Source organism: Polaribacter filamentus, from assembly GCF_002943715.1.
Classification (GTDB): domain Bacteria; phylum Bacteroidota; class Bacteroidia; order Flavobacteriales; family Flavobacteriaceae; genus Polaribacter; species Polaribacter filamentus.
The window spans coordinates 362,264-387,997 of the sequence record NZ_MQUA01000014.1; the positions used below are offsets into that span (position 1 = coordinate 362,264).

26 protein-coding genes are annotated in these 25,734 nt (G+C 31.8%); 18 read left to right on the plus strand and 8 right to left on the minus strand.

Annotated features, from left to right (window positions below; genetic code table 11):
* Positions 1-94: 94 nt before the first annotated feature.
* Genes BST83_RS20915 through BST83_RS18315 form a run of 3 tightly spaced genes read right to left on the minus strand, consistent with a single transcriptional unit; the run spans position 95 to position 2,514 of the window.
* Positions 95-700, minus strand: coding sequence for a thioredoxin family protein (locus BST83_RS20915; protein ID WP_367889213.1), 606 nt, complete (start codon positions 698-700; stop codon positions 95-97).
* Between the two features lie 10 nt (positions 701-710).
* The gene (gene gpmI, locus BST83_RS18310) at positions 711-2,228 is read right to left on the minus strand and encodes a 2,3-bisphosphoglycerate-independent phosphoglycerate mutase (RefSeq protein ID WP_104808335.1); all 1,518 of its coding nucleotides are present in this window, start codon (positions 2,226-2,228) and stop codon (positions 711-713) included.
* 46 nt (positions 2,229-2,274) lie between these two features.
* Positions 2,275-2,514 carry a hypothetical protein gene (locus BST83_RS18315; RefSeq protein WP_146092093.1) on the minus strand — a complete coding sequence of 80 codons (240 nt, stop codon included), beginning with the start codon at positions 2,512-2,514 and terminating at the stop codon, positions 2,275-2,277.
* A gap of 202 nt (positions 2,515-2,716) precedes the next feature.
* On the opposite strand from BST83_RS18315, the gene BST83_RS18320 reads away from it, so the two are divergent.
* From BST83_RS18320 to BST83_RS20000, 4 genes are all read left to right on the plus strand, one after another.
* A complete protein-coding gene (locus tag BST83_RS18320; protein ID WP_104811362.1) occupies positions 2,717-4,459 on the plus strand; it encodes an aromatic amino acid hydroxylase in 1,743 nt (580 codons plus the stop codon).
* 47 nt (positions 4,460-4,506) lie between these two features.
* The gene (locus BST83_RS18325; protein WP_104811363.1) at positions 4,507-4,788 is read left to right on the plus strand and encodes a rhodanese-like domain-containing protein; all 282 of its coding nucleotides are present in this window, start codon (positions 4,507-4,509) and stop codon (positions 4,786-4,788) included.
* 136 nt (positions 4,789-4,924) lie between these two features.
* Positions 4,925-5,320 (plus strand): outer membrane beta-barrel protein, encoded by a 396-nt coding sequence (locus BST83_RS21620; protein ID WP_367889214.1) that lies wholly within the window; start codon positions 4,925-4,927, stop codon positions 5,318-5,320.
* On the plus strand, positions 5,271-5,441 hold the full coding sequence (locus BST83_RS20000) for a hypothetical protein (protein ID WP_170062822.1): 171 nt from the start codon (positions 5,271-5,273) through the stop codon (positions 5,439-5,441). Before BST83_RS21620 ends, BST83_RS20000 begins: the two co-directional genes overlap by 50 nt.
* 276 nt (positions 5,442-5,717) lie before the next feature.
* On the opposite strand, the gene BST83_RS18335 is transcribed toward BST83_RS20000, so the two are convergent.
* From BST83_RS18335 to alaS, 5 genes are all read right to left on the minus strand, one after another.
* Entirely contained in the window at positions 5,718-6,665 is a 948-nt protein-coding gene (locus tag BST83_RS18335; protein WP_104811181.1) for a GSCFA domain-containing protein, read from the minus strand.
* Between the two features lie 32 nt (positions 6,666-6,697).
* Positions 6,698-7,741 (minus strand): leucine-rich repeat-containing protein kinase family protein, encoded by a 1,044-nt coding sequence (locus tag BST83_RS18340; RefSeq protein WP_240614870.1) that lies wholly within the window; start codon positions 7,739-7,741, stop codon positions 6,698-6,700.
* Positions 7,742-8,315: 574 nt separating this feature from the next.
* Positions 8,316-9,902: a DUF1501 domain-containing protein gene (locus tag BST83_RS18345; RefSeq protein ID WP_104811182.1), complete on the minus strand. Its 1,587-nt coding sequence runs from the start codon at positions 9,900-9,902 to the stop codon at positions 8,316-8,318.
* A gap of 2 nt (positions 9,903-9,904) precedes the next feature.
* On the minus strand, positions 9,905-11,527 hold the full coding sequence (locus BST83_RS18350; RefSeq protein ID WP_104811183.1) for a DUF1800 domain-containing protein: 1,623 nt from the start codon (positions 11,525-11,527) through the stop codon (positions 9,905-9,907).
* Positions 11,528-11,650: 123 nt separating this feature from the next.
* On the minus strand, positions 11,651-14,269 hold the full coding sequence (gene alaS / locus BST83_RS18355) for an alanine--tRNA ligase (protein ID WP_104811184.1): 2,619 nt from the start codon (positions 14,267-14,269) through the stop codon (positions 11,651-11,653).
* Positions 14,270-14,417: 148 nt separating this feature from the next.
* Between alaS and BST83_RS18360 the strand changes: the two genes are divergently transcribed.
* The 14 genes from BST83_RS18360 (at position 14,418) to BST83_RS18420 (ending at position 25,682) form a co-directional block, all read left to right on the plus strand.
* The gene (locus BST83_RS18360; protein WP_104811185.1) at positions 14,418-15,383 is read left to right on the plus strand and encodes a M23 family metallopeptidase; all 966 of its coding nucleotides are present in this window, start codon (positions 14,418-14,420) and stop codon (positions 15,381-15,383) included.
* Between the two features lie 12 nt (positions 15,384-15,395).
* Positions 15,396-15,725: a MerR family transcriptional regulator gene (locus BST83_RS18365; RefSeq protein ID WP_104811186.1), complete on the plus strand. Its 330-nt coding sequence runs from the start codon at positions 15,396-15,398 to the stop codon at positions 15,723-15,725.
* 203 nt (positions 15,726-15,928) lie between these two features.
* Positions 15,929-17,743, plus strand: a complete 1,815-nt coding sequence (locus tag BST83_RS18370; protein WP_104811187.1) for an acyl-CoA dehydrogenase family protein — start codon at positions 15,929-15,931, stop codon at positions 17,741-17,743.
* Positions 17,743-18,519, plus strand: coding sequence for an SDR family NAD(P)-dependent oxidoreductase (locus BST83_RS18375; protein WP_104811188.1), 777 nt, complete (start codon positions 17,743-17,745; stop codon positions 18,517-18,519). Before BST83_RS18370 ends, BST83_RS18375 begins: the two co-directional genes overlap by 1 nt.
* Positions 18,520-18,598: 79 nt before the next feature.
* Complete coding sequence (locus BST83_RS18380) at positions 18,599-19,819, plus strand: acyl-CoA dehydrogenase family protein (protein ID WP_104811189.1); 1,221 nt, start codon at positions 18,599-18,601, stop codon at positions 19,817-19,819.
* Positions 19,816-20,874: a phosphotransferase family protein gene (locus BST83_RS18385; protein WP_104811190.1), complete on the plus strand. Its 1,059-nt coding sequence runs from the start codon at positions 19,816-19,818 to the stop codon at positions 20,872-20,874. The genes BST83_RS18380 and BST83_RS18385 overlap by 4 nt, the downstream gene beginning before the upstream one ends.
* Before the next feature lie 92 nt (positions 20,875-20,966).
* Positions 20,967-21,332 carry a hypothetical protein gene (locus BST83_RS18390; RefSeq protein ID WP_104811191.1) on the plus strand — a complete coding sequence of 122 codons (366 nt, stop codon included), beginning with the start codon at positions 20,967-20,969 and terminating at the stop codon, positions 21,330-21,332.
* A gap of 1 nt (position 21,333) precedes the next feature.
* Positions 21,334-22,086: an SDR family NAD(P)-dependent oxidoreductase gene (locus BST83_RS18395; protein WP_104811192.1), complete on the plus strand. Its 753-nt coding sequence runs from the start codon at positions 21,334-21,336 to the stop codon at positions 22,084-22,086.
* 64 nt (positions 22,087-22,150) lie between these two features.
* Positions 22,151-22,759 (plus strand): LemA family protein, encoded by a 609-nt coding sequence (locus tag BST83_RS18400; protein ID WP_104808316.1) that lies wholly within the window; start codon positions 22,151-22,153, stop codon positions 22,757-22,759.
* A 5-nt stretch (positions 22,760-22,764) separates the two neighbouring features.
* Positions 22,765-23,202 (plus strand): TPM domain-containing protein, encoded by a 438-nt coding sequence (locus BST83_RS18405; RefSeq protein WP_104808317.1) that lies wholly within the window; start codon positions 22,765-22,767, stop codon positions 23,200-23,202.
* The gene (locus BST83_RS18410; protein WP_104808318.1) at positions 23,199-24,023 is read left to right on the plus strand and encodes a TPM domain-containing protein; all 825 of its coding nucleotides are present in this window, start codon (positions 23,199-23,201) and stop codon (positions 24,021-24,023) included. The genes BST83_RS18405 and BST83_RS18410 overlap by 4 nt, the downstream gene beginning before the upstream one ends.
* Before the next feature lie 100 nt (positions 24,024-24,123).
* A complete protein-coding gene (locus BST83_RS20920) occupies positions 24,124-24,585 on the plus strand; it encodes a hypothetical protein (RefSeq protein ID WP_240614871.1) in 462 nt (153 codons plus the stop codon).
* A 35-nt stretch (positions 24,586-24,620) separates the two neighbouring features.
* Positions 24,621-24,941: a hypothetical protein gene (locus BST83_RS20925; RefSeq protein ID WP_240614604.1), complete on the plus strand. Its 321-nt coding sequence runs from the start codon at positions 24,621-24,623 to the stop codon at positions 24,939-24,941.
* Between the two features lie 15 nt (positions 24,942-24,956).
* Complete coding sequence (locus tag BST83_RS18420; RefSeq protein ID WP_104811193.1) at positions 24,957-25,682, plus strand: VIT1/CCC1 transporter family protein; 726 nt, start codon at positions 24,957-24,959, stop codon at positions 25,680-25,682.
* Positions 25,683-25,734: the final 52 nt, after the last annotated feature.

Below are 25,734 nucleotides of genomic sequence, written 5' to 3' on the forward strand. Positions count from 1 at the left end.
AACGGCTTAAAAAAAATAGGACACGAATTTCACAGATTTTTTTCTGTGTTCATCTGTGAAATCAGTATCAAAAAAATACTTGAAATTAAATAAATTACTGACTTCTGTCGTAAGAATGTTTGTAAGGTTGGCCCATTACAATTTTTAAAATATCTTTCTCTAAAGTTTCTCTTGGATACTCTACATAACGTCCAACTTCTTCACCATCTTTATAAAAAATAAAGGTTGGCACTCTTATAATATTTAAACCTTCTTGAAGATTATCAGGTGTTTTTTTACTTCTATCAACTGTAATTAATTCAAAATCATTTTGATTAAAACTAGTTTCATCTAAAAGTTTATAAAAACGAGGTGTTTCTCTTTTACTATCTCCACACCAACTACCCATAAATCCTTTTATAGTATAGCCTTCAATAGCAGTTTTAAGTTTGTCCATCGTTTTTTTATCAGTTGTATATTCCTCATAGCTATTGTCAAACCAGCCTTTAAAAGCTTCATCTTGAAAAGATTCTTTGTTAGCAATACCTATTAAATATCCATTTGCATCTTTTTTAGCAGTAATTTCTCTAGCAATTTTATTTACACTTTTAGGAGCTACTTTTTGAACTTCAATTCTTTCGGTTTCAATTGTGTTTGTTTCTGTAACTTTTTTAGCTGAATTACAAGCCGCAAGAATCGTTACTAAAAATAAGAATAGTATTTTTTCATAATTATAAAAGTGATTTTTGTGTCATTTCTTTTGGTTGTGCAACGCCCATTAATTCTAGAATTGTCGGTGCAATATCGCCTAAAACTCCACTTTTTATTGATTTTATATCTTTATCAATCAAAATAAAAGGAACGGGATTTGTTGTGTGTGCTGTGTTTGGAGAACCGTCAGGGTTCATCATCGTTTCACAATTGCCGTGATCTGCAATTAACAAGATTGAATAACCGTTATTCAAACCAGTTTCAATCACTGCTTTTGCACAAACATCTACAGTTTCACAGGCCTTTATAGCAGCCTCCATAATTCCTGTGTGCCCAACCATATCGCCGTTTGCAAAGTTTAAACAAACAAAATCGGCTTCGCCTTTTTCTAAATCTTCACAAAGTGCATCTTTTAATTCGTAGGCAGACATTTCTGGTTGTAAATCGTAGGTAGCTACTTTTGGTGAGTTTCTTAAAATTCGAGATTCGCCTTCAAAAGGAGCTTCTTGACCGCCAGAAAAGAAGAAAGTTACATGTGGATATTTTTCTGTTTCCGCAATTCTAATTTGTTTTTTTCCAGCTTTTGATAAAACTTCGCCTAAGGTGTTTTTAATATTATCGTTGTTGTATATAACATTGATACCTTTAAAAGATTCATCATACAAAGTCATTGTTGTGTAGTACAAATCTAACTTTTTCATGTCGAATTCAGGAAAATCATTCTGACTTAAAGCATTCGTTAATTCGCGTCCTCTATCGGTTCTGTAGTTGAAGAAAATGACAGCATCACCTTCTTTTATTTGTGCTTTTGGAGATCCATCTGCATTTGTAATTACAATTGGCTTGTGAAATTCATCCGTTAAACCAGCTTCATAATTTTGGTTGATGGTCGCCAAAATATCCGTAGTTTTTGTCCCAACAGCATGTACTATTCCGTCGTACGCAATTTTAACGCGTTCCCATCTATTATCTCTATCCATAGCGTAATAACGACCAGTAACTGTTGCTAATTCGCCCGTACTTTTTTTCATGTATTCTTGCACTTCGTTGATGAAATACGAACCCGATTTAGGGTCACAATCTCGTCCGTCTGTAAACGCATGTAAAAACACATTGGTAACGTTATTTTCTTTGGCAACATCCAAAATTCCTTTTAAATGATCAATGTGCGCATGAATTCCGCCATTAGAAACCAACCCTAATAAATGCACATTTTTGTTATTTTCTTTGGCATATTTAAAAGTATCTAACAACGCTTTTTCTTTACCTAAGGTTTTTTCTCGAACAGCTTTGTTTATTCTTGCTAAATTCTGATATACAATTCTACCAGCACCTAAATTCATGTGTCCAACTTCAGAATTCCCCATTTGACCCTCTGGCAAACCAACATGTTCTCCTTCGGTTCTTAATTGAGCGTTCGGATATTTGTCATATAAACTATTGATAAATGGAATTTTAGCATTGTAAATTGCGGATACTTTTGGGTCTTGCGTAATTCCCCATCCGTCTAAAATCATTAGAATAACTTTCTTGTTCATTTTTCTGAATTATACTGTAAAAATAAGAAATATTTTAAAGCTTTTTTTAAATTTTCACGAAACCGATAACGTAAATGATAACGGAAATAAGAGCAATGATGATCAATATATTCCTTTTTAATAATTTTTTATTTTCTTCTTGAAGTTTTTCTTTAATCTTTTTGAGTTGGTAGGAAGAGGCTTCTTTGTCAAAAGCAACTTGAATACTTTTCCCTTTCTTAAAATTTTTCAATTTATCAAAAGTTGAAACACGAGTTCTTTTATTATTTTTTAAACTGGTAATCATTCCGGATATTGAACTCATAGCTGAAAGTCTTTTTTTTTAATAAGTATTTGAAAATCAATAAATTTTATAAGAAACTACTTTTTAATTTTCGATATTTTTTACTGATAAATTTAAAGATACAAAAAAGATCTTTTAACAAGAAAACAAGCATATTAAATTGTAAAATTCGTAATTTTGTACTGAAAACTTTATGAAATCTTTAATGAAAGAACATTTTGAATTTAATGAGGTAACAAAAAAGTTACCAAAACATTTGCACAAATTTGTTGTAAAGCAACCTTATAACGAATATACTCCTCAAAATCAAGCAGTTTGGAGATATGTAATGCGAATGAATGTAGATTATTTAAGCAAAGTTGCGCATAAATCCTACATGTCCGGACTTCAAAAAACAGGAATTTCTATTGAAAATATTCCGCATATGGAGGGCATGAATAGAATTTTAAAAGAAATTGGTTGGGCAGCAGTTTCTGTAGATGGTTTTATTCCTCCAAATGCTTTTATGGAATTTCAAGCCTATAATGTTTTGGTAATTGCTTCTGATATGAGAACTATCAATCATATAGAATATACGCCAGCGCCAGATATTATTCATGAAGCAGCTGGTCACGCACCTATTATAGCAAATCCAGAATATGCAGAATATTTAAGACGTTTTGGAGAAGTTGGCAGCAAAGCAATTTCATCTTCTAAAGATTATGAAATATATGAAGCAATCAGGCTTTTATCCATCTTAAAAGAAGACCCAAGTTCAATCGAAAAAGAAGTAGATGAAGCGCAAGAAAAAGTAGAATGGTTGCAAAATAATATGGGCGAATTGTCAGAAATGGCACAAATTCGAAACTTACACTGGTGGTCTGTAGAATATGGTTTGATAGGCACTTTAGATGCCCCAAAAATTTATGGAGCAGGTTTGTTATCATCAATTGGTGAAAGTGCTTGGTGCATGACGGATGAAGTTAAAAAAATGCCCTATTCCATTGACGCAGCAACTATAAATTTTGATATTACAAAACCCCAACCGCAATTATTTGTCACTCCAGATTTTGCTTATTTAAGTTTGGTTTTAGATGAATTTGCAAATACAATGGCTTTAAGAACTGGTGGTTTAAAAGGAGCTCAGAAACTACTAAATTCAGAAAATTTAGGAACCGTAGAATTATCAACAGGAATCCAGATTTCTGGAGTATTTACAAAAGTAATTCAGTATAAAAATAATAAAGTTGCGTATTTACAAACAACAGGTCCAACCGCTTTGTCTAACAGAGATAAAGAATTAATTGGTCACGGAATTACAACACATGCTAGTGGTTTTGGTTGTCCTGTAGGTAAATTAAAAGGGATTAATTTGCCAATTGAAGACATGAGTCCGAGAGATTTAAGAGCGTACGGAATTTACGAAGGCGAATTTATGACCTTAGAGTTTGAGAGCGGAATTATGGTGAAAGGAAAAGCGATTACAGGAACAAGAGATTTAAGAGGTAAAATTTTAATTATTTCTTTGGATAAGTGCACAGTAACTTATAAAGACGAGATTTTATTTCAACCAGAATGGGGTATTTATGATATGGCGATTGGTAAAGAAGTAGTTTCTGTGTATTCTGGTTCTGCGGATGTAGATTCTTTTGCGGATACGAGCAAAGTATCCGAAGTAAAAACACATAAAATCACGTATTCAGAAACTGAGAGAGAATTGTATGGTTTATACGACCAAGTAAAACAAATACGCGAAGGGAATTCATCATCCGAAGATAAAATAACAGCCATTTTTAATCAATTAAAAGCAAAATTTTCCAAGGATTGGTTATTGCTTTTAGAGTTGTACGAATTAGCGAAAAGAAATGATTTTTCTATCAAAATTGCTATTTTAAAAAGTCTAAACGATTTAAAATATAATAAAAGTTACACAAAACTTATAGAAAATGGTTTAAATTTGCTCGAATAATAAAAATAGATAGCATGGTTTTTTTTGACATGTTTAAAAGAAAAGATATGAGTGCAGGTATTAAAGAATATTTAGAAAAAGACGCCGTAATTTTAGATGTAAGAACTCTGGATGAATGGAATGAAGGTCATATAACAAGCGCAAAACATATTGTTTTGAATTTAGTTCCTTTAAAAATTGATGAAATAAAATCTTGGGAAAAACCTATAATTGCTGTTTGTAGAAGTGGTGGTAGAAGTGGCCAAGCAGCACAGTTTTTAAAACAAAATGGAGTAGATGTTATTAATGGTGGTCCTTGGCAAAATGTGGATCAGCATATAAAAAAATAAGTCTTTGAAATTTAATAAATTATTTTTAACCTTAATATTAAGTGTTGCTGCTGCTGCCATCTATGCATAAGATAAATTAACTTTCAGTATTCAAGGAGGAGTTAAGTATTCATCTCTAAGGTTTGAAGATGATAGAATCACAGACCATGACTCTGAAATAGGGTATCTTTTTGGAGTATCTTCAAATTTTTATTTAGGAAAAAAGTTATATTTAGATGTTGAAGTCAATTATGAGCGTAAAAAGGTAAGTGTTTATGTAGCTGAGATCTTCATTAATTCAGTTTCATTTGGTGGAGATTTCAGGAATTTTGATATGTATGAATTTATAACATTGCCAGTTATGTTAAGATACGAAATTGGTAAAATAAATTTTTTTTATGTGAAAGGAGGTCCTTTTTTAGGATGTTTTTTAACCGCAAAAGAAAAAATTAATGATGGAGACTTAAGTCAAGATTTATCTGAGTATTTTACAGATTTTGATTTTGGGTTTTCTAGTAGGAATCGGAAAAATAGTTTCTTTAAATGGCTCTAATAAACTGATGTTAGAATTAAGAAATAATATTGGTTTAACAAATGTTGATAGTGATCCTAAAAGTCAATATACAAAGTCAAATTCATTAAATTTTATTTTAGGTTGGAATTTTGCTCTTTAAAAAGATGAAAAATTTTATGCTTCGAAAATCTTTAAATAACATTGTTTTTTTTTTGCTTTCAATACACCTTCTATTTTACGCTGAATTTTTAATTTTTAGTAAATATGTTTTCTAAAGGTAGCAGCAGATATAATTAGATTTTCAGAAATACTATTGTAATTTAAACCTTTACATAGTTCTAGTAGTCTCTCTGTTGCTCTTTTTGCTCGTTTTAACTTCTTCTGGTCTAGAATAACAAAATCATTTTAAGAATAGAAATAAGTAAAATGCCGTATTTTAAAAGTTTACAAAAGGTAATTGTTGCTGAATTTTCTCTTTTTTAGCTTCTAAATTTTTAAGAAATTGTTGATGTTGCGCAGTATTTTCTTGAAAAGGTCTGTGTAGAATCCCTTTTTGGATTGCATCAATTTCTTTCATGGTTGATAGCGTTTCGTCTAAAAACCAAGTTTCAGTAAATCGTTCCCAAATATAATTGATGGCCGTTTTATTTGGGTGAATCATGTCTTCTGCGTAAAAACGATAATCGCGTAATTCATCCATCATAATTTCATAAGACGGAAAATAAGACACATTTTGGTGCTCTAGCACCTGATGAATTGCAGCAATTAAATGCGCTTTGCTTTGCGTGTTTTCTATAAATCCGTCTTTTAAATGTCTAACGGGTGAAACTGTAAATAGTACAGAAATATCTTTATTTACAGATTTTAAAAGCACAAGTATAGCGGCTAAACTTTCTGTAATTTCAGCAACAGTTAAGAGTTCTTTTAAGAATTTTTTCTGTGGAATTTTATGACAATTGGCAACAATAGCATCCGTTTCTATAAATCTATAAACCCAACAAGTGCCTAGCGTAATTATAATGTGTGATGCATCTTTTAGTGCTCTATTTGTATTGGAAATCGATGCGTTTAATTTGTTTAAAAGTTCATTTTTATTTACCGAACTTAAACTAGAATGTGCATCAAAAGAATGCCAAGTTTCATTTTGAAAAATAAGATCATCATCCAAATACTCTTTCTCATTAATAGCATTTGTAATAAAATTTTCTATAGCCTTTGGATGAAAAAGAATCCCAAATGGGTTTTGAGTAGACTGAAATTTAAAGTAACTCAATTTATCGCCAATGTTTTCCGAAAAACAAGAACCTAGCAATAAAATTTTAGATTGATACGCTATTTGGTTTCTAGTTTCCTTTTTTAACGGGATTTGAGTATGAAGTTTCATAAAATAAGTATTAATGCTAATTTACAATTTTACTAAAATGCATTCAATTCTTCAAGAATCTCGTTAAAACTAAGACGAGATTTAACATCTTTAGTTGTGCAATCAGTAATTAATTTTTGCCATTTATTTAGAAACTGATTATTCATTTCGTTTACAATAACAAGACTTAATAAATCTTCTAATAAACATCCAAAAGCCCTCGATTCGACACGTTCAATGTTATGAGAAATATTTGAATTGATATCGTAGAAAGGCGTTGCACCAAAATCGCCAAAAAGACAATCTGGTGTTTTGTTTATTAATATATTATGAGCATAAAGATCTCCGTGATTAATTCCCTTACTATATAATTGGGCACAAACTGAAGCGATACTTTTAGCGATTTTTAAGATTTCTCTTTGATTAAAAACTACTTTTTCATCAAAAACATCTCTGGTACAAGTTTCTAAACTTGGCGGATTCCCTAAATTAGTAAAAGTAGGAGATGTTAGTTTCATAATTAAGCCATCTTTCTTTTTAGGGTGATTTTTAATTTTTCCTAATATTTGGATTAAATTTTCTTGAAAACCAGTTGAAATTGATATTTTCATTTTATCTTCTGGCAATCCATCACAAGTCATGCTTCCTTTAAAAATCTTAATTGCAGCCTTTTCTTTTTTTGATTTCCGGCTTGTTTTCGAAATCAGACCAGAACCATTTTCACCTAAAATTTCTTTCAGACCGAAATCATTCCAATCAAAGGAATCAAAATTAGTGTTTGTTTCTGTTTGATGAGAAACAGGATTTCCTCCAAAAGCAATCCAAGATAATTTTGGTAATTCAAATAACCAATTAGGAATCGATTGGAGTTTGTTCGCAGAAATTCGTAAGAGCTCTAAATTTACGCAATTACTCATTTCTGATGGTAATTCTTTAATTTGGTTGCCTGCGATTGTACCTTTTTGAAGGAATAAACAATCACCAATGCTTTTAGGTGTTTTTTCTATTTTATTATTCGTTAAAATCAGCCATTTTAACATTGATGGAAATACATTTTCTGGCACTGTATGAATTTGATTGGATTTAAAACTAATCATATTTAGAACCGGTAATTTCTTTAGTATTATAGTGAATTTTGTACACTTATTTCGATCGAAAAATATACTTTTTAAGTTCTTTTAGCTCATAAATACGCTCAGGTAATTCAGTTAATTGATTGTCTGATAAATCTAAAATTGCTAAAGTATCTGAAAGAGATAATATTTCGATTGGGAACTGTTTTAAATCACAAGCTAAATTTAATCTTTTTAATCCAATTAAGCTTCTTGATTTTAATTATTCTAAAGCGGGAGTCATATGTATTTAATAGTCTATAAATATTATTGATTTTTATTAAGATTTAAATCAATCAATAGCCATTTTTATAAGTTTAGCACCAAACTATTTTTACCAAAAGTCAATAAAATCTTTACAGGTTGATCCCTTGAATAAACATCAGTACATCAAAAAGTATACGAGAAGACACAAAATATTTAAAATGAATGTGTTTGAAATTTTGTAGAATAAAGCTCGATTATGAAAGAGCGAGTTTTTTAATAAAATATTTGAGTTATTAAATATTGGATTAAGTTTTTGCTTTTTTAATGAAATTTTTGTTTGAAGATTCATAAATTAGTACTTCAACAACTTTTTGGTTTTAGATATTCCCTTAGTCTGGTAATGCACAAAGTAATTTCCTTTAGGCAAGCTATCAATATTCACTTTTAAAACTTGCTGTATAGCATTATATTTTTGATTTGTAACTTGTTTTACAACTGCTCCAATGCTATTGTATAAGGTAATTTTTATGTTTTCGTTATTTCCAAAAAATCGAATATTCACAGTATTTATTGTTGGATTTGGATACACTTCAATTTCTAATTCTTGTAAAAGAAAATCGTTGGTAGATAGTGCAGCAGCGCAACCTTCTTTAAAAAGAGGTAAAGCAACAAATTCATCAAATAATACATTGGTAGATTCTTGTTTTGTTGCACCTAGCCAATCTGTTAAAATAGTACTGTAAACATTTCTAAAATCATATTGCATTTGCACTCCTTCTTGATCGTCAACTTGTGTGTCAATTTCTGGAGCATCTCCTAAAACTTGATTTTTTGCGCAAGTACCAAACAAGAATAAAGGAGCTGCTGAGCCATGGTCTGTGCCCAAAGCACCATTAGAACGAATTCTCCTACCAAATTCAGAATAAGTCATTCCAATCACTTTTTTATCGATATTTAGCAATTCTAAATCTTCTTGAAATGCCGCAATTGCATTAGATAATTCTTTGAGTAAATCACTGTGTTTTCCTTCAGTAAGATTTCCTTCAATTATTTGATTATCATGATTGTCAAAACCACCTAACTGAACAATGTAAACTTTTGTTTTTAGTCCGCCAGAAATTAATTTGGCTACATTTTTCAGTTTTCCTGCTAATTTATTATTGTTGCTATTTTCATATTTGTCAGATAAATTGTTGCCAGCGTTATCAGCATTAGTAATAATATCAGCATACGCATTTGTTTGAGCAATGGTTTTGTTTACAAAGTCTAACGTTTCTCCGTAACAATTTGCAGGGATTTCTCCTGTATTAGATACCAAAGCAGTTCCAGGATTGCTTGGATCTGATATTGCCATAGAAAAATTAGTGCTTGTGCCTTGGCAAGTTTCTGATACAACTTTCCCTATGGTAATTGCAAATGGATGCGGATTGTTTGTGTTTGGATAATTCTCAGGATATTCACCATGATTTTCATCAAAAAAACGTCCAAGCCAACCAGAGGAAATGTATTCATTTGCAGGTGAAGCAGAATTCCAAATATCTGTAGATCTAAAATGCGATCTATTTTGGTCTGGATATCCAACATTCTGAATAACAGCCAATTTTTCTTGATTCCAAATTCCTTTCATTCCTGAAAAAGAAGGATGAAAACACGTTTCACCATCAAGAGATAATAAATTAGCTTCAGGAATAATAATATTTGAACGTACGCTTTGTAAATTATCGTATTGATTTAAATTAAAAACAGTATTTAATCCGTCATTACCACCTTGTAATTGAACTAAAACTAAAATGTTTTCATTGTCTTCTGAAAATTGATATTCTTTTGGTTTATCATTTGCAAATAAACGAAAACCACCTAATGTAATAGGTAAAGCAGCAGAAGCAAAGGTGCTTAGTCTTATAAAATCTCTTCTATTTAATTTGTTTGTCTTCTTCATAATTACATAATTTGAAATTCAGACATTTGTACCATTACAGCAATAAGGTTTCGTAGTTTGTTATCTACAGAAATTCGCATTGCATTGTCAGATGGGTTGTTTATATAATTTGAATATTCTACAGTCCACTCAAAATCGGGTAATCCAGGAATTAAAATATCTTTTAAGGTTGTTATTTGACTTTCTGTAATAGGATAATTAAATAATTGATTCGATAATTCTGTGATTAGAATAGTAGGATCTTGAGCATTAGTTATTCTAGAAGCAATAAGTAATACTGGAACTAAAGGAGGGACTGTATATTTTTTTTCATCAATTATTAAATCGCCACCAGAAACAATAATTCTACAATAATCCAATCTTTTTGGTAATAAATAACTATTAATCCAACTTTTATAAAATAGCGGTTCTTGGTAATATGCTTTCCAACCTGCAACATCAGGATGATGTAAGTAAGATTGATTTAAATCTGTAGCAGCTAAATATAATACATATGCGAAATTATATTCGTCATTAACCGAAGTTTTTGGAGCCGAAAATAATAAAGATTTTGTGGCTGATAGCATTAAATCAATTGGACTTTTTACCATGCAAAATGTGTTCTCAAAGAAATGTTCTGAGGATAATAATACTTTCAATGCAGGAACAATATCATAATTGTTATCTCTTATAATTTTTGCCAAAGGTTCTATAATATTCGTTTCAATTTCTGCTGATAATTCAGAATTTATAAACCATATATAAAATTGCCTGCTAATGAATCGTGAGCACTCATCTTGTTTAAAAATGATGTCAATTAAATCTTTGTATTCATTTGCGCCATTTTCAGAAATAACAGCATTATTAAATCTATGCGATAAATTTTTATTGCCTTTAGCATGATTAAAGTTTGAAAACCAAGAAGTAAGTGCCTCAGTTTGTTGTACACCTCTCACTCTCCATCCAGTTAAAACTTGTGCAATTGCTATTACATCATCTTCTGTATAATTTGTATAATCGCCATTTCCAAAAGCCTGTCCTTTTCCAATAGTAAAAAGTTCAAGCAATTCTCTTGCATAATTTTCATTTGGTGCACTTTCTGTGTTTTGAGAACCACTCAAATAAATTAGCATATTAGGGTCTACCGTAATTTGCTTTACCAATTCTTTAAAGTTTTTTAAAGAATTTCTTCGTAAAACATCTGTATAGTAATACTCTCTATGAGGATTTGAATTTTCTGATACAAAATGATTGTGCCAAAATAACGTAAGTTTTTCTCTGATAGAAATTTCTGCATTTTGCATTTGTAAAAAAGACCAAGCATACATAGAACGATTTCTAGAATTATAGATTCTAGTTCGTTCTTGAGTTGTAGCAACCTCTGGATAAGGTGGCGAAGTCACCCAAGTTTCTCCATAATTTGCCCCAGGATCATTTATTTCATCATTTCCAACACCATCTAATAGATATTTTAAGGGAGGTTCTGGTAACGGATTTTCCTCAAAAAGTTTTTCTATAGTGCCAGATAATCCTAATGAAACGGATGTTGTTACTAAGTTTTGTGTAACACCAAAAGAAGATCTTTTTAGTAAATGTCTTGCTTCTTTCTCAGTCCAATTTCCAGAAAAAGTATCTAAATTAGGCATAGTATAGTTAATGTTGATGAAAACAAATTTTTATAGTATTTCAAATTTAATCTTTTTATTCGAAATACTACAGAATAATTATTTTTACAATAACACTTTAGAAGTTAAAAAAAAGTTTAAAATCTACACCAAATAATCTTGCGCTCTTTCTAAAGCTTTCGGAATTCCGCCAGGATTTTTACCGCCTGCAGTTGCATAGAAATTCTGTCCACCACCGCCACCGTGAATTAATTTCCCTAATTCTCTAACTACTTTTCCGGCATCGTAACCACGTTCAGTTGCTAATTCTTTAGAAATATAACAGGTTAACATTGCTTTTTCTTTATTCTCTGATGATGCAAAAAGCAAAAACAAGTTGGTGTGCTCTTTCCCAATTGCAAAAGCTAGGTTTTTAATTCCGTTTTGATCTAAATCAACTTTGGTTGCTAAAAATTGAACGCCATTAATTTCTTGCAATTCATTTTTTAAATCACCAATTAAATTTTGTGCTTTATCTTTTAATAATTGCTCAACTTGTTTTTTAAGTTGGGTATTTTCCTCTAATAAAGTATGTACAGCTTTTACTGGATTTTTAGCATTATTTAAAAGATCTTTAACTTCAAATAAACTCCTATTATTTTCAAAATAAAAATCTTTTACAGCATCATTCGTAATCGCTTCAATTCTTCTAATTCCTGCAGCAACTGCGCCTTCAGATTTTATTTTAAAATGCCAAATATCACTTGTATTTTTTACGTGCGTTCCTCCACAAAGTTCTATCGATTTTCCAAATTTAATAGCTCTCACGGTATCGCCATATTTTTCGCCAAATAAAGCCATTGCGCCATCATCAATTGCTTGCTGCATTGGTATGTTTCGTTTTTCAATTAAAGGCAGTTTACCCTCAATTCTTCTATTTACAAAATTTTCTACTTCACGTAATTCATCCACAGATAATTTAGAAAAATGAGAAAAATCGAAACGCAAATATTTAGAGTGAACAGCAGAACCTTTTTGCTCTACATGCGTTCCTAAAATGGCTCTTAATGCTTGATGCAATAAATGAGTAGCCGTATGATTACATTCCGTTTTATGGCGTTGTTTTAAATCAACAACCGCTTTAAAACTTTCGTTTAAATTTTTTGGTAGATTCTTTGTAAAATGGATAATTACATTGTTTTCTTTTTTGGTGTCTAAAATATAAACAACATCACCTTGAGGTGTTTCTAAATATCCTTTATCACCAACTTGACCACCCCCTTCTGGATAAAAAGGCGTTAAATTAAATACAAGCTGATACATTTCGCCATCTTTTTTAGAAGTAACTTTTCTGTATCTTGTTAATTTTACAGCTGTTTCTAGCGTGTCATAACCTACAAATTCTTCAAGAGCATCATCACTTAAAGTCGTCCAATCTTCGGTAGTCATTTCACTAGCTGCACGCGATCTTTTCTTTTGCTTTTGAAGCTCAACCTCAAAACCTTTTTCGTCTAAAGTATATCCTTTTTCTGATAAAATTAAAGCAGTTAAATCTATCGGAAACCCAAAAGTATCATACAATTCAAAAACTTTATCGCCAGAAATTTCTTTAGTTTCTGCGGATGAAATAATGCCATCTAACAATACTAAACCTTGATCTAAAGTTCTTAAAAACGAAGTTTCTTCTTCTTTAATTACGTTTTCTATTAAATGTTTTTGTGCTTTTAGTTCGGGGAAGGCTTCTCCCATTTTATTGCTTAAAACAGCTACTAATCGGTAAATAAAAGGCTCTTTTTTATCTAAAAAGGTAAAACCATATCTAACAGCTCTTCTTAAAATTCTACGGATAACGTAACCTGCACCCGTATTACTTGGTAATTGACCATCCGCAATAGAAAAAGCGACAGCTCTTACGTGATCAGAAATTACACGAGTTGCAATATCTTGTTCTTTATTTGAGCCATATTTTGTGTTGGTGATTGTTTCAATTTCTTTAATAATTGGTGTAAAAACATCCGTATCATAGTTAGATTGAACACCTTGTAAAACCATACACAAACGTTCAAAACCCATTCCGGTATCGATATGTTTGTTGGGTAAATTTTCTAGAGATCCATTTGCTTTTCTATTGAATTGCATAAAAACCAAGTTCCAAATTTCTACCACATGAGGATGATCTTGGTTTATCAAAGTTCTTCCATCAACCTTTGCTTTTTCTTCTGCAGAACGAATATCAACATGAATTTCAGAACAGGGTCCGCAGGGTCCTTGTTCGCCCATTTCCCAAAAATTATCCTTTTTATTTCCTTTTAAAATACGATCTTCAGAAATAAATTGTTTCCATAAATCAAAAGCTTCTGTATCCATTTTTAGATTATCGGCATCATCAGATCCTTCAAAAACTGTTACATATAAAATGTCTTTGTCAATTTTAAACACATCAACTAACAATTCCCATGCCCAGGCAATTGCTTCCTTTTTAAAATAATCGCCAAACGACCAGTTTCCCAGCATCTCAAATAAGGTGTGATGATATGTATCATAACCTACTTCTTCTAAATCATTGTGTTTACCAGAAACACGCAAACATTTTTGAGAATCTGCAATTCTATTATTTTTCGGAGTTCCGTTTCCTAAAAAATATTCTTTAAAAGGCGCCATTCCAGAATTCACGAATAATAAAGTAGGATCATCCTTTGTAACCATGGACGATGAGGGCACAATTAAATGTGATTTTTCTTTAAAATATTGTAAAAAAGTAGCACGAATTTCTTGAGATTTCATAAAAAAGAAGTTTCCAACAAGTTGGATTATGTTAATTTATTTTTAAAAAACTACTTATAAAAAGCAGTTGTAAAACATTTTGTAAATTTGTGAGTTGTTATAAAAGTAAAAACCAGTTTAAAAGAACAAAAATAGTATATTTCGCAATATGGCAAAAGTAAAATATTATTATGATGAGAGTGCTCTTTCTTACAGAAAAATTACTGTAAATAAGAGTAATTACTATCGAAGAATATTTTTAATTTTTTTAGCCATCTTTTTTATTGCTTTTATTGGTTTTATAGGCTTTAGTCAAATTATAATGTCGCCTACTGCGATTGCTCAAAAAAGAGAGTTAGAAAATTTAGAATTTAATTTTGAGTTACTAAATAAAAGACTAGAAGAAAGTTCTGCAATTTTATCGCAACTACAAGAACGAGATAATAACATTTACAGAAGTTATTTTGAGGCAAACCCTATTACAGAAGAACAACGCAAAGCAGGTTTTGGAGGTGTAAACAGGTATAAAGTTTTAGAAGGATACGACAATTCTAAATTAATTAAAAGCATTACAAAAGAAGTGGATATTTTATCTAAGCAAATGGTTGTACAATCTAAATCTTTGGATGAAATCGTTGCTTTAGCAAAACAAAAAGAAAATATGTTGTCTTCTATACCTGCTATTCTTCCTATTAAAATTGAAGATTTAACATCGGTTGCATCTGGCTATAAAATGAGAATGCATCCTATTCTTAAAATTAATAAGTTTCATAAAGGAATGGATTTTACTGCCAGAATTGGAACTCCAATTTATGCATCCGGAAATGGTAGGGTTATTATCGCAGAAAGAAGCAGTACGTACGGTAATGTTGTATATATAAGTCATGGATATGGATATAAAACTATTTATGCTCATATGAGTAAAATTAAAGCCAGGCGAGGACAAGAAGTAAAAAGAGGAGATTTAATAGGGTATGTGGGTAATACAGGTTTATCTGTTGCAGCACATTTACATTATGAGGTTCAGAAAAATGGTATATCTTTAAACCCGATTAACTTTTATTATGGAAATTTATCTTTAGATGAATTTGCAGCACTACAAAAAGCCTCCGAAGAAAGTCAATCTTTTGATTAATCCTTATTATTTATGTACGTAGAATTACCCGAAAAAAGATATTATAAAATAGGAGAAGTAGCCACAGCTTTTCAAGTAAACACTTCATTAATTCGTTTTTGGGAAAAGGAATTTGCAATTATAAAGCCCAAAAAAAATGCAAAAGGAAATAGGCTATTTACCCAAGAGGATATCATTAATTTTAAATTAATCTTTAATTTAGTGAAGGAAAGGGGTTTTACTTTAGAAGGTGCAAAGCAAAAACTCAAGAATAATCCGGAAGGAATGTTTAATAAACACGAAATTATTAGTAGACTAGAAGCTGTAAAAGCGGAACTTCAAAAAATTAAGGATCAACTATAAAGCTTCAATTTTATAGTTTTTTTGATTTACAAACTCTTCAGCATAGCACTTCATAGCGCTTATATGTGAAATTTAACGCAGTGGGTCTTCAAAATTTTTATAATTTACTATGCGTGCATAATAATTTTTCTTATATTTGGATATACGAAAGCTGTTATATCAGCATAGAACTATATTAAACCCAACTATAAAATTTAAAGAAAATGTCAAAAAAATATATAGACCTCGAAACACTTAAATATGTACTTTATGATATTCATAAATTAGAAGATTTATTAACAAGAGAAAGATTTAAGGAACATGATTTAGAATCTTTAGACCTATTTATAGACTCAGTAAAAGAATTTTCTGATAGAGATTTGTATCCTTATTTTAAAGAAATGGATCAAACTCCGGCATATTATAAAGACGGAACCGTAATTGTTCACGAACAAGTAAAAACAGTAATGCATAAATCGGGCGAAATGGGTATAATTGCAGCCTGTTTTGATTATGAAGACGGAGGTTTACAAATTCCGTTTTCTGCTTTACAAGCCGCATCTTATATTATGGATGCTGCAAATAATCAATTACCGGGGTACCCAGGTTTAACGCAAGGCGCAGCTGAATTAATTGTAGAATTCGGAACTGATTCTTTGAAAGAAGCTTTTTTGCCTAATATGTTATCTGGAGTTTGGGGCGGAACTATGTGTTTAACAGAACCGCAAGCAGGAAGTTCGTTATCGGATATTGTAACCAAAGCAACACCAACCAACGAAGGATTTTATAAAATTTCTGGTCAAAAAATATTTATTTCTGGTGGTGATCATCAGTTTGCAGAAAATATTGTGCATTTAGTGTTGGCAAGAATTGAAGGAGCACCAAAAGGAACAAGGGGTATTTCTCTTTTTGTAGTTCCTAAAAATAGAGTACAAGAAGACGGAACTTTAACGTATAATGATGTAATGACAATTGCCGACTTTCAGAAAATGGGACAAAGAGGTTATTGTACAACACATTTAGGTTTTGGAGATTCTGATGATTGTAGAGGTTGGCTTGTTGGGGAAGAACACAAAGGTTTAAACCAGATGTTTTTAATGATGAATGGTGCAAGAATTGCAGTTGGTAGAGGAGCGGCAGCAATTGCAATGGCTGCGTATAGAACGTCTTTACAATACGCAAATGAAAGACCACAAGGAAGAAAGTTATCTGCGGACGGCAAGAAAAACCCATCAGAAAAACAAAGTTTGATTATAGAGCATCCCGATGTTAGAAGGATGTTGTTATTGCAAAAAGCAATTGTTGAAGGTTCTTTAAGTTTGGTGATGTTGGCTTCAAAATATCAGGATATTTTAACTACAGCAACATCCGAAGAAGAAAAAGAAAAGTATCATTTATTGTTAGAAACTATTATTCCTATTGTAAAAACATATCCTTCAGAAGCGGGTGCAGAAGCTGTCGATAACGGATTGCAAGTTTTAGGGGGTTATGGTTTTTGTACAGATTTTAGCTTGCAACAATATTACAGAGATATTCGAATTTTTGCTTTATATGAAGGTACAACTGGAATTCAATCGCAAGATTTATTGGGTAGAAAAGTAACCATCGAAAATGGAAAAGGGCTACAATTGTTATACGCAGAAATTTTAATAACCATAATTGCAGCATCAAACGATGAATATTTAAAGCCGTATGCCATTATTTTAGGTGAGAAATTAAAACTTTCCGAAAAAATATTGGGTCATTTAATGCCTTTTGCGATGAAAGGAAATTACGAACGTTATTTAGCGGATGCCAATTTATTTATGGAGTATTTAAGTATTGTTGTTTTAGGTTGGTTGTGGTTAGAAATGGCAGTTGATGCAAAGAGAGAACTCGAGAATGCGGATAGAAAATACTCAGAAAATTTTTATGAAAGTAAAATTCATACCATGAAATTTTACTTCAAATATGAAGTTCCGAAAACAAATTCATTAGCAGAGTCTTTAATGTCTGATGAAGTTCTAACTATTAAAAACGAAAAAGAATACATCATATAATGACACATATTTCAGCACAATTTAACTTAGCACATAAAGTGGCCATTGTTACAGGCTCTAGCAAAGGAATAGGAAAAGCAATTGCAAAAGGTTTAGCAGAAAATGGAGCGCACGTTGTTATTTCTAGTAGAAATCAAGAAGCTTGCGATGCCGTTGTAAAAGAATTTACAGACGAAGGTTTAAAAGCGATTGGCATTGCCTGTCATATTGGCGATGAACAGCAACGTAAAGATTTGATTGCTCAAACAGTAGAAGCTTTTGGGCGAATTGATATTTTGGTGAACAATGCTGCAATAAATCCAACGTATGGACCAATTGAAAATGTAGATCCATCAATTTTTGATAAAATAATGGATATCAATGTAAAGGCTCCTTGGGCTTTGTCAAACTTGGTTTTGCCATATCTTCAAAAACACAAAAACGGCAGTATTATAAATATTGCTTCGGTGGAAGCTTTAACTCCGGGTTTTGGTTTAGGAATTTACAGCACCAGTAAAGCTGCCATTTTAATGCTGACTAAAAATCAAGCAAAAGAATGGGGACAACACGGAATAAAAGTAAATGCAATTTGCCCAGGATTGATTAAAACAAAGTTTAGTGCAGCTTTGTGGCAAAATGAAAAAATGTTGAACAAGTTAGAAAAAACCATTCCTAGCGGAAGAATGGGAATGCCAGAAGAAATGGTTGGCTTGGCATGTTTATTAGCTTCGGATGCAGGAAACTATATGACTGGTGGAGTTTATACTGCCGATGGTGGTTATATGATTGCTGGATAGTCAATTAACATTTAACAATAATAAATTGTCAATTTTTCATTTTCCGATAATTGATAATTGATAAAAGAACATTGAATAAATGAACTTCGAATACACCCCAAAATCAATAGAATTACAACAAAAATTATCCGCTTTTATTGAGGAGCATATTGTCCCTATCGAAGCTGAATATATTGCTTTTCAAAGTGATGCAAATAATCAATGGACACGTTTTCCTAAGATAGAATTGCTAAAACAAAAAGCAAAAGAAGCGGGTTTATGGAACCTTTTTCTTCCAAAAGACTACGGAACTTTAAGTCCGGGTTTAACTAACTTAGAATACGCTCCATTAGCAGAAATAATGGGAAGAAAAATTTGGGTTTCAGAAATTTTCAATTGTTCTGCGCCGGATACTGGAAACATGGAGGTATTAGCAAAATACGGAAATGATGCTCAGAAAAAACAGTGGTTAATACCTTTAATGAACGGCGAAATTCGTTCTGCTTTTTTAATGACAGAACCACAAGTTGCTTCTTCGGATGCTACAAATATTGAAACTTCAATTGTTTTAGAAGGTGATGAATATGTGATAAACGGAAGAAAATGGTGGTCTTCTGGAGGCATGGATCCTCATTGTAAAGTTGCTATTGTGATGGGAAAAACAGATACTACACTGCATAGACATCAGCAACAAAGTATGATTTTGGTTCCTATGGATACGCCAGGATTAAAAATTGTGAGAGCGCTTTCTGTTTTTGGATATGTAGATTCACCAGAAGGACACGCAGAAATTATTTTAGAAAATGTAAGAGTGCCAAAAGCAAATTTAATTTTAGGCGAAGGCAGAGGTTTTGAAATTGCACAAGGTCGTTTAGGTCCTGGACGCATTCATCATTGTATGCGTTTGGTTGGGATGGCGCAATATGCGCTAGAAATAATGTCTCAAAGAACCTTAGAAAGAGAAACCTTTGGTAAAAAGTTTTACGAGTATAGTAGTATCCGTCAGGAAATTGCAAAATCTCAATGTGAAATTGAACAAGCACGTTTGTTAACACTTTCTGCTGCTGATAAAATGGATAAAGCAGGCAATAAAGAAGCAAAAGATATTATTGCGATGATTAAAATTGTGGCGCCAAATATGGCTCAAAAAGTAATTGATAGAGCAATTCAAGTTTTAGGGGGAAAAGGAGTTAGTCAAGATACGTATTTGCCACATTATTTTGCAATTGCAAGAATATTACGTTTGGCAGATGGTCCGGATGAAGTGCACATGTATCAATTAGGTAAAAGTTGTATCCAAAAATATGGTAAGAACTCATGAGCAATCAAAAAGTAAGAGAAGGCGAAGCGTTATCGGAAGTAGCACTTAAAAAATATTTACAAGAAATTAAGCTGATAAATTCTGTTGAAAGCGAATTATTTGTTGAACAATTTACACACGGTTTTTCCAACTTAACCTATTTGTTGAAAATAGAAAATAAAGAATTTGTTTTAAGAAAACCACCAAAAGGAGCTATCAAAAGAGGTCATGATATGCATCGCGAATTTAAAGTACAAAGTGCGGTACAAAAAGTATTTTCTAAGGTTCCAAAAATGTATGGTTTTTGTGATGACGAAACTATTTTAGGAAGTGATTTTTATATCATGGAAAAAGTAGAAGGAATCATTTTAAATTATAAGGAAGCACACAAAAGAAAAATAACCTCAGACGATTATGAAACCATTGCAAATTCTTGGTTAGATACTTTGGTGGCATTGCATAATGTAGATTATAAAGCCATTGGTTTAGCCGATTTAGGTAAACCTGAAGGCTATGTAGAAAGGCAAATTTCTAATTGGGGAAAACAATATTTGAAAGCAAAAACTGATGAATATCCAGAGGCAGAAATTGTAATGAATTGGATGGAAGCACATCAGCCAGAAAAATACGAGCATTGTTTAATTCACAATGATTTTAAATACGATAATGTTGTTTTTAAAGATGATTCTTGGCAAGAAGTTGCTGCTGTTTTAGATTGGGAAATGGCAACTTTAGGCGATCCTTTAATGGATTTAGGAACATCTTTAGGCTATTGGACAGTTGCCACAGATCACGATTTTGTAAAACAAGGAATTCCGTCGCCAACTATTTTTGAAGGAAATCCAATAAGAAGTGAAATCGCAAAAATGTATACCCAAAAATCTGGAAGAAATACTGACAATTTAGTTTTCTATTATGTTTTTGGTTTGTTCAAAATTGCAGTAATTGCCCAGCAAATTTATTTTAGATATGCGAAAGGATGGACAACAGACCCTCGTTTTGCGAACCTGAATAAAGCATCAGAATTATGTTGCAAGTTGGCTTTGAAAGCGATTAAAACGAAATCAATAGATTAGAAAGCGTCATTGCGAATGCAATGAAGCAATCTGTTCATTTAAACAAACAGATTACTTCGTCATTCTTCCTTGTAAGGATATAAATTAGAACAATGGAAATTAATAAAGAAGGATTAGCAATTTTAGCAACTTTTGATGAAAATTCGCCTGTTTTTATGATGAATTATCTCAATTATAAGGAACGAGTATCATCCACAGGAAAAACAGGGAAAGAAACATATAACAAATATATGAAAGCTGCATTTCCTTTTTTTCAAAAGATAACAGCAGAAATTGTTTTTAAAGGAAAACCAATGGCAACTATCATTGGTTCGTCCGAAGAAAAATTGTGGGATGAAGTTTTAATAGTAAAATATGCCACAAAAAATGAATTTTTCAAGTTAATGGAAATGAAGGAATATCCGTCAGAACTAAGAGCATCGGCATTATCAGATTCACGTTTAATTTTTTATAAATAATATGGAAGTAACAAATAAAATAGTCATTATTACAGGCGCAGGTTCTGGAATAGGGAAAGCAACTGCAATTCATTTTGCAAAATACGGAGCAACTGTGGTTGTTTCTGATATCAATTTAGAAAGTGCTCAAAAAGTTGTGGATGAAATTGCAACAAATAAAGGGAAAGCATTCGCTATAAAGGCAAATGTTGCCAAGTTTGAAGACGTGGAAAATTTAATAAATACCACTGTTGAAAAGTTTGGCAGCTTAGATGTAATTGTAAATAATGCCGGAATTGGCCCAAATTTATTAAAAACGCACGAGTCACTTTTAAAAGATTGGGACAGGGTAATTGCTGTAAATCAGACAGGTGTTTTTTATTGCATGAAAGTAGCTTTGCAGCAATTTTTGAAGCAAGGTTACGGAAATATTGTAAATATTGCTTCTTTGGCAGGTTTAAAGGCATCACCAAGTAACATCAGTTATAGCGCAAGTAAATTTGCAGTGGTTGGAATGACGAAGTCTGCAGCAATGGAATATGCAACGAAAAACATTAGAGTAAATGCAGTGTGTCCTGGGTATACAGAATCGGCTTTATTAGATCAATTGCTAAACGCAAAACCAGAAATGGATGCTGTTTTAAAAAGTGTCATTCCGATGAAACGGTACGGGAAAACATCAGAAATTGCAGAAGCAGTAGTCTGGTTGGCTTCGGATAGTACAAAGTTTATTACAGGTCAAACAATTACTTTAGATGGAGGAACATCGCTTTAAAGAGTGGATAATAATCCGTAAATTTGTGAGGTAAAAATCAACATAAAATTAAAATTTAGAAATTATGAAAAAATGGTTAATTCCGGTAATAATAATAATTGTAATAATATTCGGATTTTATAATTTTGGAAAAGGCTTTAATAACACAGCAGTTGTTTTGCAAGAAGACGCAAAAACGACTTGGTCTAACGTAGAAAGTTCTTATCAACGTAGAAACGATTTAATTGGCAACTTGGTAAAAATTGTACAAGGAGCTGCAGACTTTGAGAGAAACACGTTAACAGAAGTGATTGAAGCAAGAGCGAAAGCAACGTCTACAACTATTGATGCAAATAATTTATCACCAGAAAACATGGCGCAATTTCAACAAGCGCAAAGTGGTTTAACTGGCGCGATGTCTAAATTATTAGTTTCTGTAGAGCGGTATCCTGATTTAAAAGCAAACGCAAATTTTTTGGAATTACAAAGTCAATATGAAGGCAGTGAAAACCGTATAAATGTTGCCAGAGATCGTTTTAACGAAGGTGTGAATAATTATAATAAACATATTAAAGTATTCCCAAATTCATTTTTAGCAGGTTTGTTTAATTTTGATGAAATGAATCGCTATACAGCGGACGCAGGTTCTGAGAAAGCACCAGATGCTAGTTTCGATTTTAATAAGAAAAAATAATAAATATGTCTAAAGTAGAAGCTTTTCTTACTAAAGAAGAAGAACAAGAAATTATTTCTGCTATTAGAACTGCAGAGAAAAATACTTCTGGTGAAATACGAATTCATATGGAATCTTCCACGAAAAAGGTTCATTATGAGCGGGCGCTAGAAGTATTTCAGCTCTTAGAAATGCACAACACAAAAGACGCTAATGCCGTGTTAATTTATGTTGCTGTAGCTGATAAAAAGTTTGTTATTTATGGTGATACAGGGATTAATAACGTGGTGCCAAAAGATTTTTGGGATACCACTAAAGATGTAATGCAAAACCATTTTAAAACAGGTAATTTTAAACAAGGAATTGTTGACGGAATTTTAAAAGCCGGTGAAGAATTACGCGATCATTTTCCATATCAAAAAGATGACGAAAACGAACTTTCAAATGAAATTTCTAAAGGATGAGTTTAAAAAAAGTTTTCAGTTTTCAGTTTTCAGTTTTTAGTAAAAGTCTTGTAATACTGGTGTTTTTAGTGTCACAAAATATTTTTTCTCAGGGATATGAAATTCCGGAGAAACCAAAATTTCAAACAAGTGTTTACGATTTCACGACTCCAAAATTACTTACAGATTTTCAAAAAACAAGTTTAGAAAATAAATTAGTTCGGTATTCAGACTCTACCTCAACTCAAATTGTGGTTGCAATTATCGCATCCACCGAAGGTGAAAATATTAATTATTTAGCCGCCAATTGGGGAGAAAAATGGGGAATTGGTCAAGCCAAAGAGGACAACGGTATTTTATTTTTATTAGCTAAAGACGATAGAAAAATTGCAATTCAGGTTGGTAAAGGTGTCGAGTATTTAGTAACCGATTTTCTATCAAAAAGAATTATTGAAAGAGTCATTATCCCGGAATTCAAAAAAGGAGATTATTATAGCGGTTTAGACAAAGGATCTGACTATATATTTAAAACTCTGAATGGCGAGTTTGAAGGTTCTCGTAAAGAAGAGTCTAAAGGTTCTGATTTTTCAACCATCATTTTTATTATAATCATAGGCGTATTTTTTCTTTTAGTTTCTAGAGGGAATAAAAATAATAAAGGCGGACGAAATAATCGAACAGGTTCTTTATCTAGCACTGTTTTTGACGCTATACTTTTAAGTAGTTTAGGCAGATCTGGTGGAGGTTTTGGTGGCTCGTCTGGCGGGGGAAGTAGTGGTGGATTTGGTGGTGGCTTCGGTGGAGGAAGTTTTGGCGGTGGCGGTGCTTCTGGTGGCTGGTAAATAAGCCCATTTTAACCTTGCTAACTTAAAGAAATAGACAACTTGTGTAATTTTAATTTAGATGTTGAAAAAAATAGTTTACTCATTCATTTTTTTTCTATTGATAAGCTGTCAAAATTTTGGACAATTAAATATACTCGCAGATTTACCAAATGAATTAAAAGAAGTTTCTGGGACAGAAGTTTTAAGGAATTCCAATATTATTTGGATGATTAATGATGGAGGAAACAAATCAACATTATTCGGAGTTTCTGAAAAAGGAAAAATAAAAAAAGAAATTGAGATAAAGGCTAAAAATACAGATTGGGAAGACTTAACGACCGATGAAAAAGGCACTATTTATATTGGTAATTTTGGAAATAATACAAACAGTAGAAAGAATTTAAGAATACTAAAAATTGATAAAAAGTATTTAAGGAAAAAAAAGCAGAGGTCGAAGAAATTAAAATTGAGTATGAAGATCAGTATGATTTTCCTCCAAAAAAGAAAGAGCTATTTTTTGATGCAGAGGCATTTTTCTATTTTAAAAAGAACTTTTATATTTTTACTAAAAGCAGAGTAGAGGATAGATACGGTAAAACTTCTTTGTATAAAGTCATGGCAGAAGAAGGGAAACACACCGCTAAATTAATTGGCGAATTTGAAAATTGTAACGATATAGAATGTTGGATAACTTCTGCTGATATTTCTTCGGATGGAAAAAAAGTGGTGCTTTTATCGCAAAAAAATGTTTTAGTTTTTACTGATTTTAAAGGTGATAACTTTTTATCAGGAAAGGTAAAAAAAATTGAGTTAAAATATGAATCTCAGAAAGAAGGAATCTGTTTTAAAGATGGCAATACATTACTAATTACCGATGAAAAATCTCATGGAGAAGGCGGAAATTTGTATGAACTAAAAATTGATGTGGACAATTAAAATAATGGCATACAAATGAAAGAAAAATCAAAAAAAACAGCGGAATTAGATGATTATTTAGACAATCATTATATCCATAGAAGTAATTGGTTAAGAGCCGCGGTTCTTGGCGCTAATGATGGCATTTTATCAACGGCAAGTTTAGCAATTGGTGTTGCTGCTGCAACTGATTTAAGAGAGCCTATTATTTTGGCAACTTTAGCAGGATTAGTTGCGGGTGCATTATCAATGGCTGCTGGCGAATACGTATCTGTAAGTTCACAAACCGATGTTGAAAATGCGGATATAGAAAGAGAAAGATTAGAATTAGAAGAAATGCCAGAATTAGAATTGCAACGTTTGGCGGATATTTATGAACAGAGAGGATTAAAAAAAGAAACGGCTTTAATTGTCGCTAAAGAATTGACAGAAAAAGATGCGTTGGCTGCGCATGTTAGAGATGAATTAGGCATAAATGAAATGAATCAGGCAAATCCTATTCAGGCTGCATTGGCATCTGGTGCTGCATTTACGATTGGAGGATTGCTTCCGTTTTTAGTCACACTTTTTCTTCCATTAAATAGTATGGAATATTCTATTTATGGTTTTGCTACGGTCTTTTTAATAATTTTAGGCGCATTAGCGGCGAAAGCAGGTGGTTCAAAAATAGGAATTGCAGTTTTAAGAATTACTTTTTGGGGAACGGTTGCAATGGGCTTAACGGCTGCAGTTGGTTATATATTTAATGTGAATGTAGTATAAAATAATGGAGATTATCTACCTTATTTAAAGTTGATCTGTGGATAGAATATAT

Bases quoted from the DNA above. Each gene is read 5' to 3' on its own strand.
- BST83_RS20925 (WP_240614604.1), top strand. From the start codon at position 24,621: ATGGCAGAAGAAGGGAAACACACCGCTAAATTAATTGGCGAATTTGAA.
- BST83_RS18315 (WP_146092093.1), bottom strand. From the start codon at position 2,514: ATGATTACCAGTTTAAAAAATAATAAAAGAACTCGTGTTTCAACTTTT.
- BST83_RS18360 (WP_104811185.1), top strand. From the start codon at position 14,418: ATGGCAAAAGTAAAATATTATTATGATGAGAGTGCTCTTTCTTACAGA.
- BST83_RS18340 (WP_240614870.1), bottom strand. From the start codon at position 7,741: ATGATTAGTTTTAAATCCAATCAAATTCATACAGTGCCAGAAAATGTA.
- BST83_RS18405 (WP_104808317.1), top strand. From the start codon at position 22,765: ATGTCTAAAGTAGAAGCTTTTCTTACTAAAGAAGAAGAACAAGAAATT.
- BST83_RS18370 (WP_104811187.1), top strand. From the start codon at position 15,929: ATGTCAAAAAAATATATAGACCTCGAAACACTTAAATATGTACTTTAT.
- BST83_RS18410 (WP_104808318.1), top strand. From the start codon at position 23,199: ATGAGTTTAAAAAAAGTTTTCAGTTTTCAGTTTTCAGTTTTTAGTAAA.
- BST83_RS18395 (WP_104811192.1), top strand. From the start codon at position 21,334: ATGGAAGTAACAAATAAAATAGTCATTATTACAGGCGCAGGTTCTGGA.
- BST83_RS18420 (WP_104811193.1), top strand. From the start codon at position 24,957: ATGAAAGAAAAATCAAAAAAAACAGCGGAATTAGATGATTATTTAGAC.
- BST83_RS18390 (WP_104811191.1), top strand. From the start codon at position 20,967: ATGGAAATTAATAAAGAAGGATTAGCAATTTTAGCAACTTTTGATGAA.
- BST83_RS18400 (WP_104808316.1), top strand. From the start codon at position 22,151: ATGAAAAAATGGTTAATTCCGGTAATAATAATAATTGTAATAATATTC.
- BST83_RS18335 (WP_104811181.1), bottom strand. From the start codon at position 6,665: ATGAAACTTCATACTCAAATCCCGTTAAAAAAGGAAACTAGAAACCAA.
- BST83_RS18385 (WP_104811190.1), top strand. From the start codon at position 19,816: ATGAGCAATCAAAAAGTAAGAGAAGGCGAAGCGTTATCGGAAGTAGCA.
- alaS (WP_104811184.1), bottom strand. From the start codon at position 14,269: ATGAAATCTCAAGAAATTCGTGCTACTTTTTTACAATATTTTAAAGAA.
- BST83_RS18325 (WP_104811363.1), top strand. From the start codon at position 4,507: ATGAGTGCAGGTATTAAAGAATATTTAGAAAAAGACGCCGTAATTTTA.
- gpmI (WP_104808335.1), bottom strand. From the start codon at position 2,228: ATGAACAAGAAAGTTATTCTAATGATTTTAGACGGATGGGGAATTACG.
- BST83_RS18320 (WP_104811362.1), top strand. From the start codon at position 2,717: ATGAAAGAACATTTTGAATTTAATGAGGTAACAAAAAAGTTACCAAAA.
- BST83_RS18345 (WP_104811182.1), bottom strand. From the start codon at position 9,902: ATGAAGAAGACAAACAAATTAAATAGAAGAGATTTTATAAGACTAAGC.
- BST83_RS18375 (WP_104811188.1), top strand. From the start codon at position 17,743: ATGACACATATTTCAGCACAATTTAACTTAGCACATAAAGTGGCCATT.
- BST83_RS18365 (WP_104811186.1), top strand. From the start codon at position 15,396: ATGTACGTAGAATTACCCGAAAAAAGATATTATAAAATAGGAGAAGTA.
- BST83_RS18350 (WP_104811183.1), bottom strand. From the start codon at position 11,527: ATGCCTAATTTAGATACTTTTTCTGGAAATTGGACTGAGAAAGAAGCA.
- BST83_RS18380 (WP_104811189.1), top strand. From the start codon at position 18,599: ATGAACTTCGAATACACCCCAAAATCAATAGAATTACAACAAAAATTA.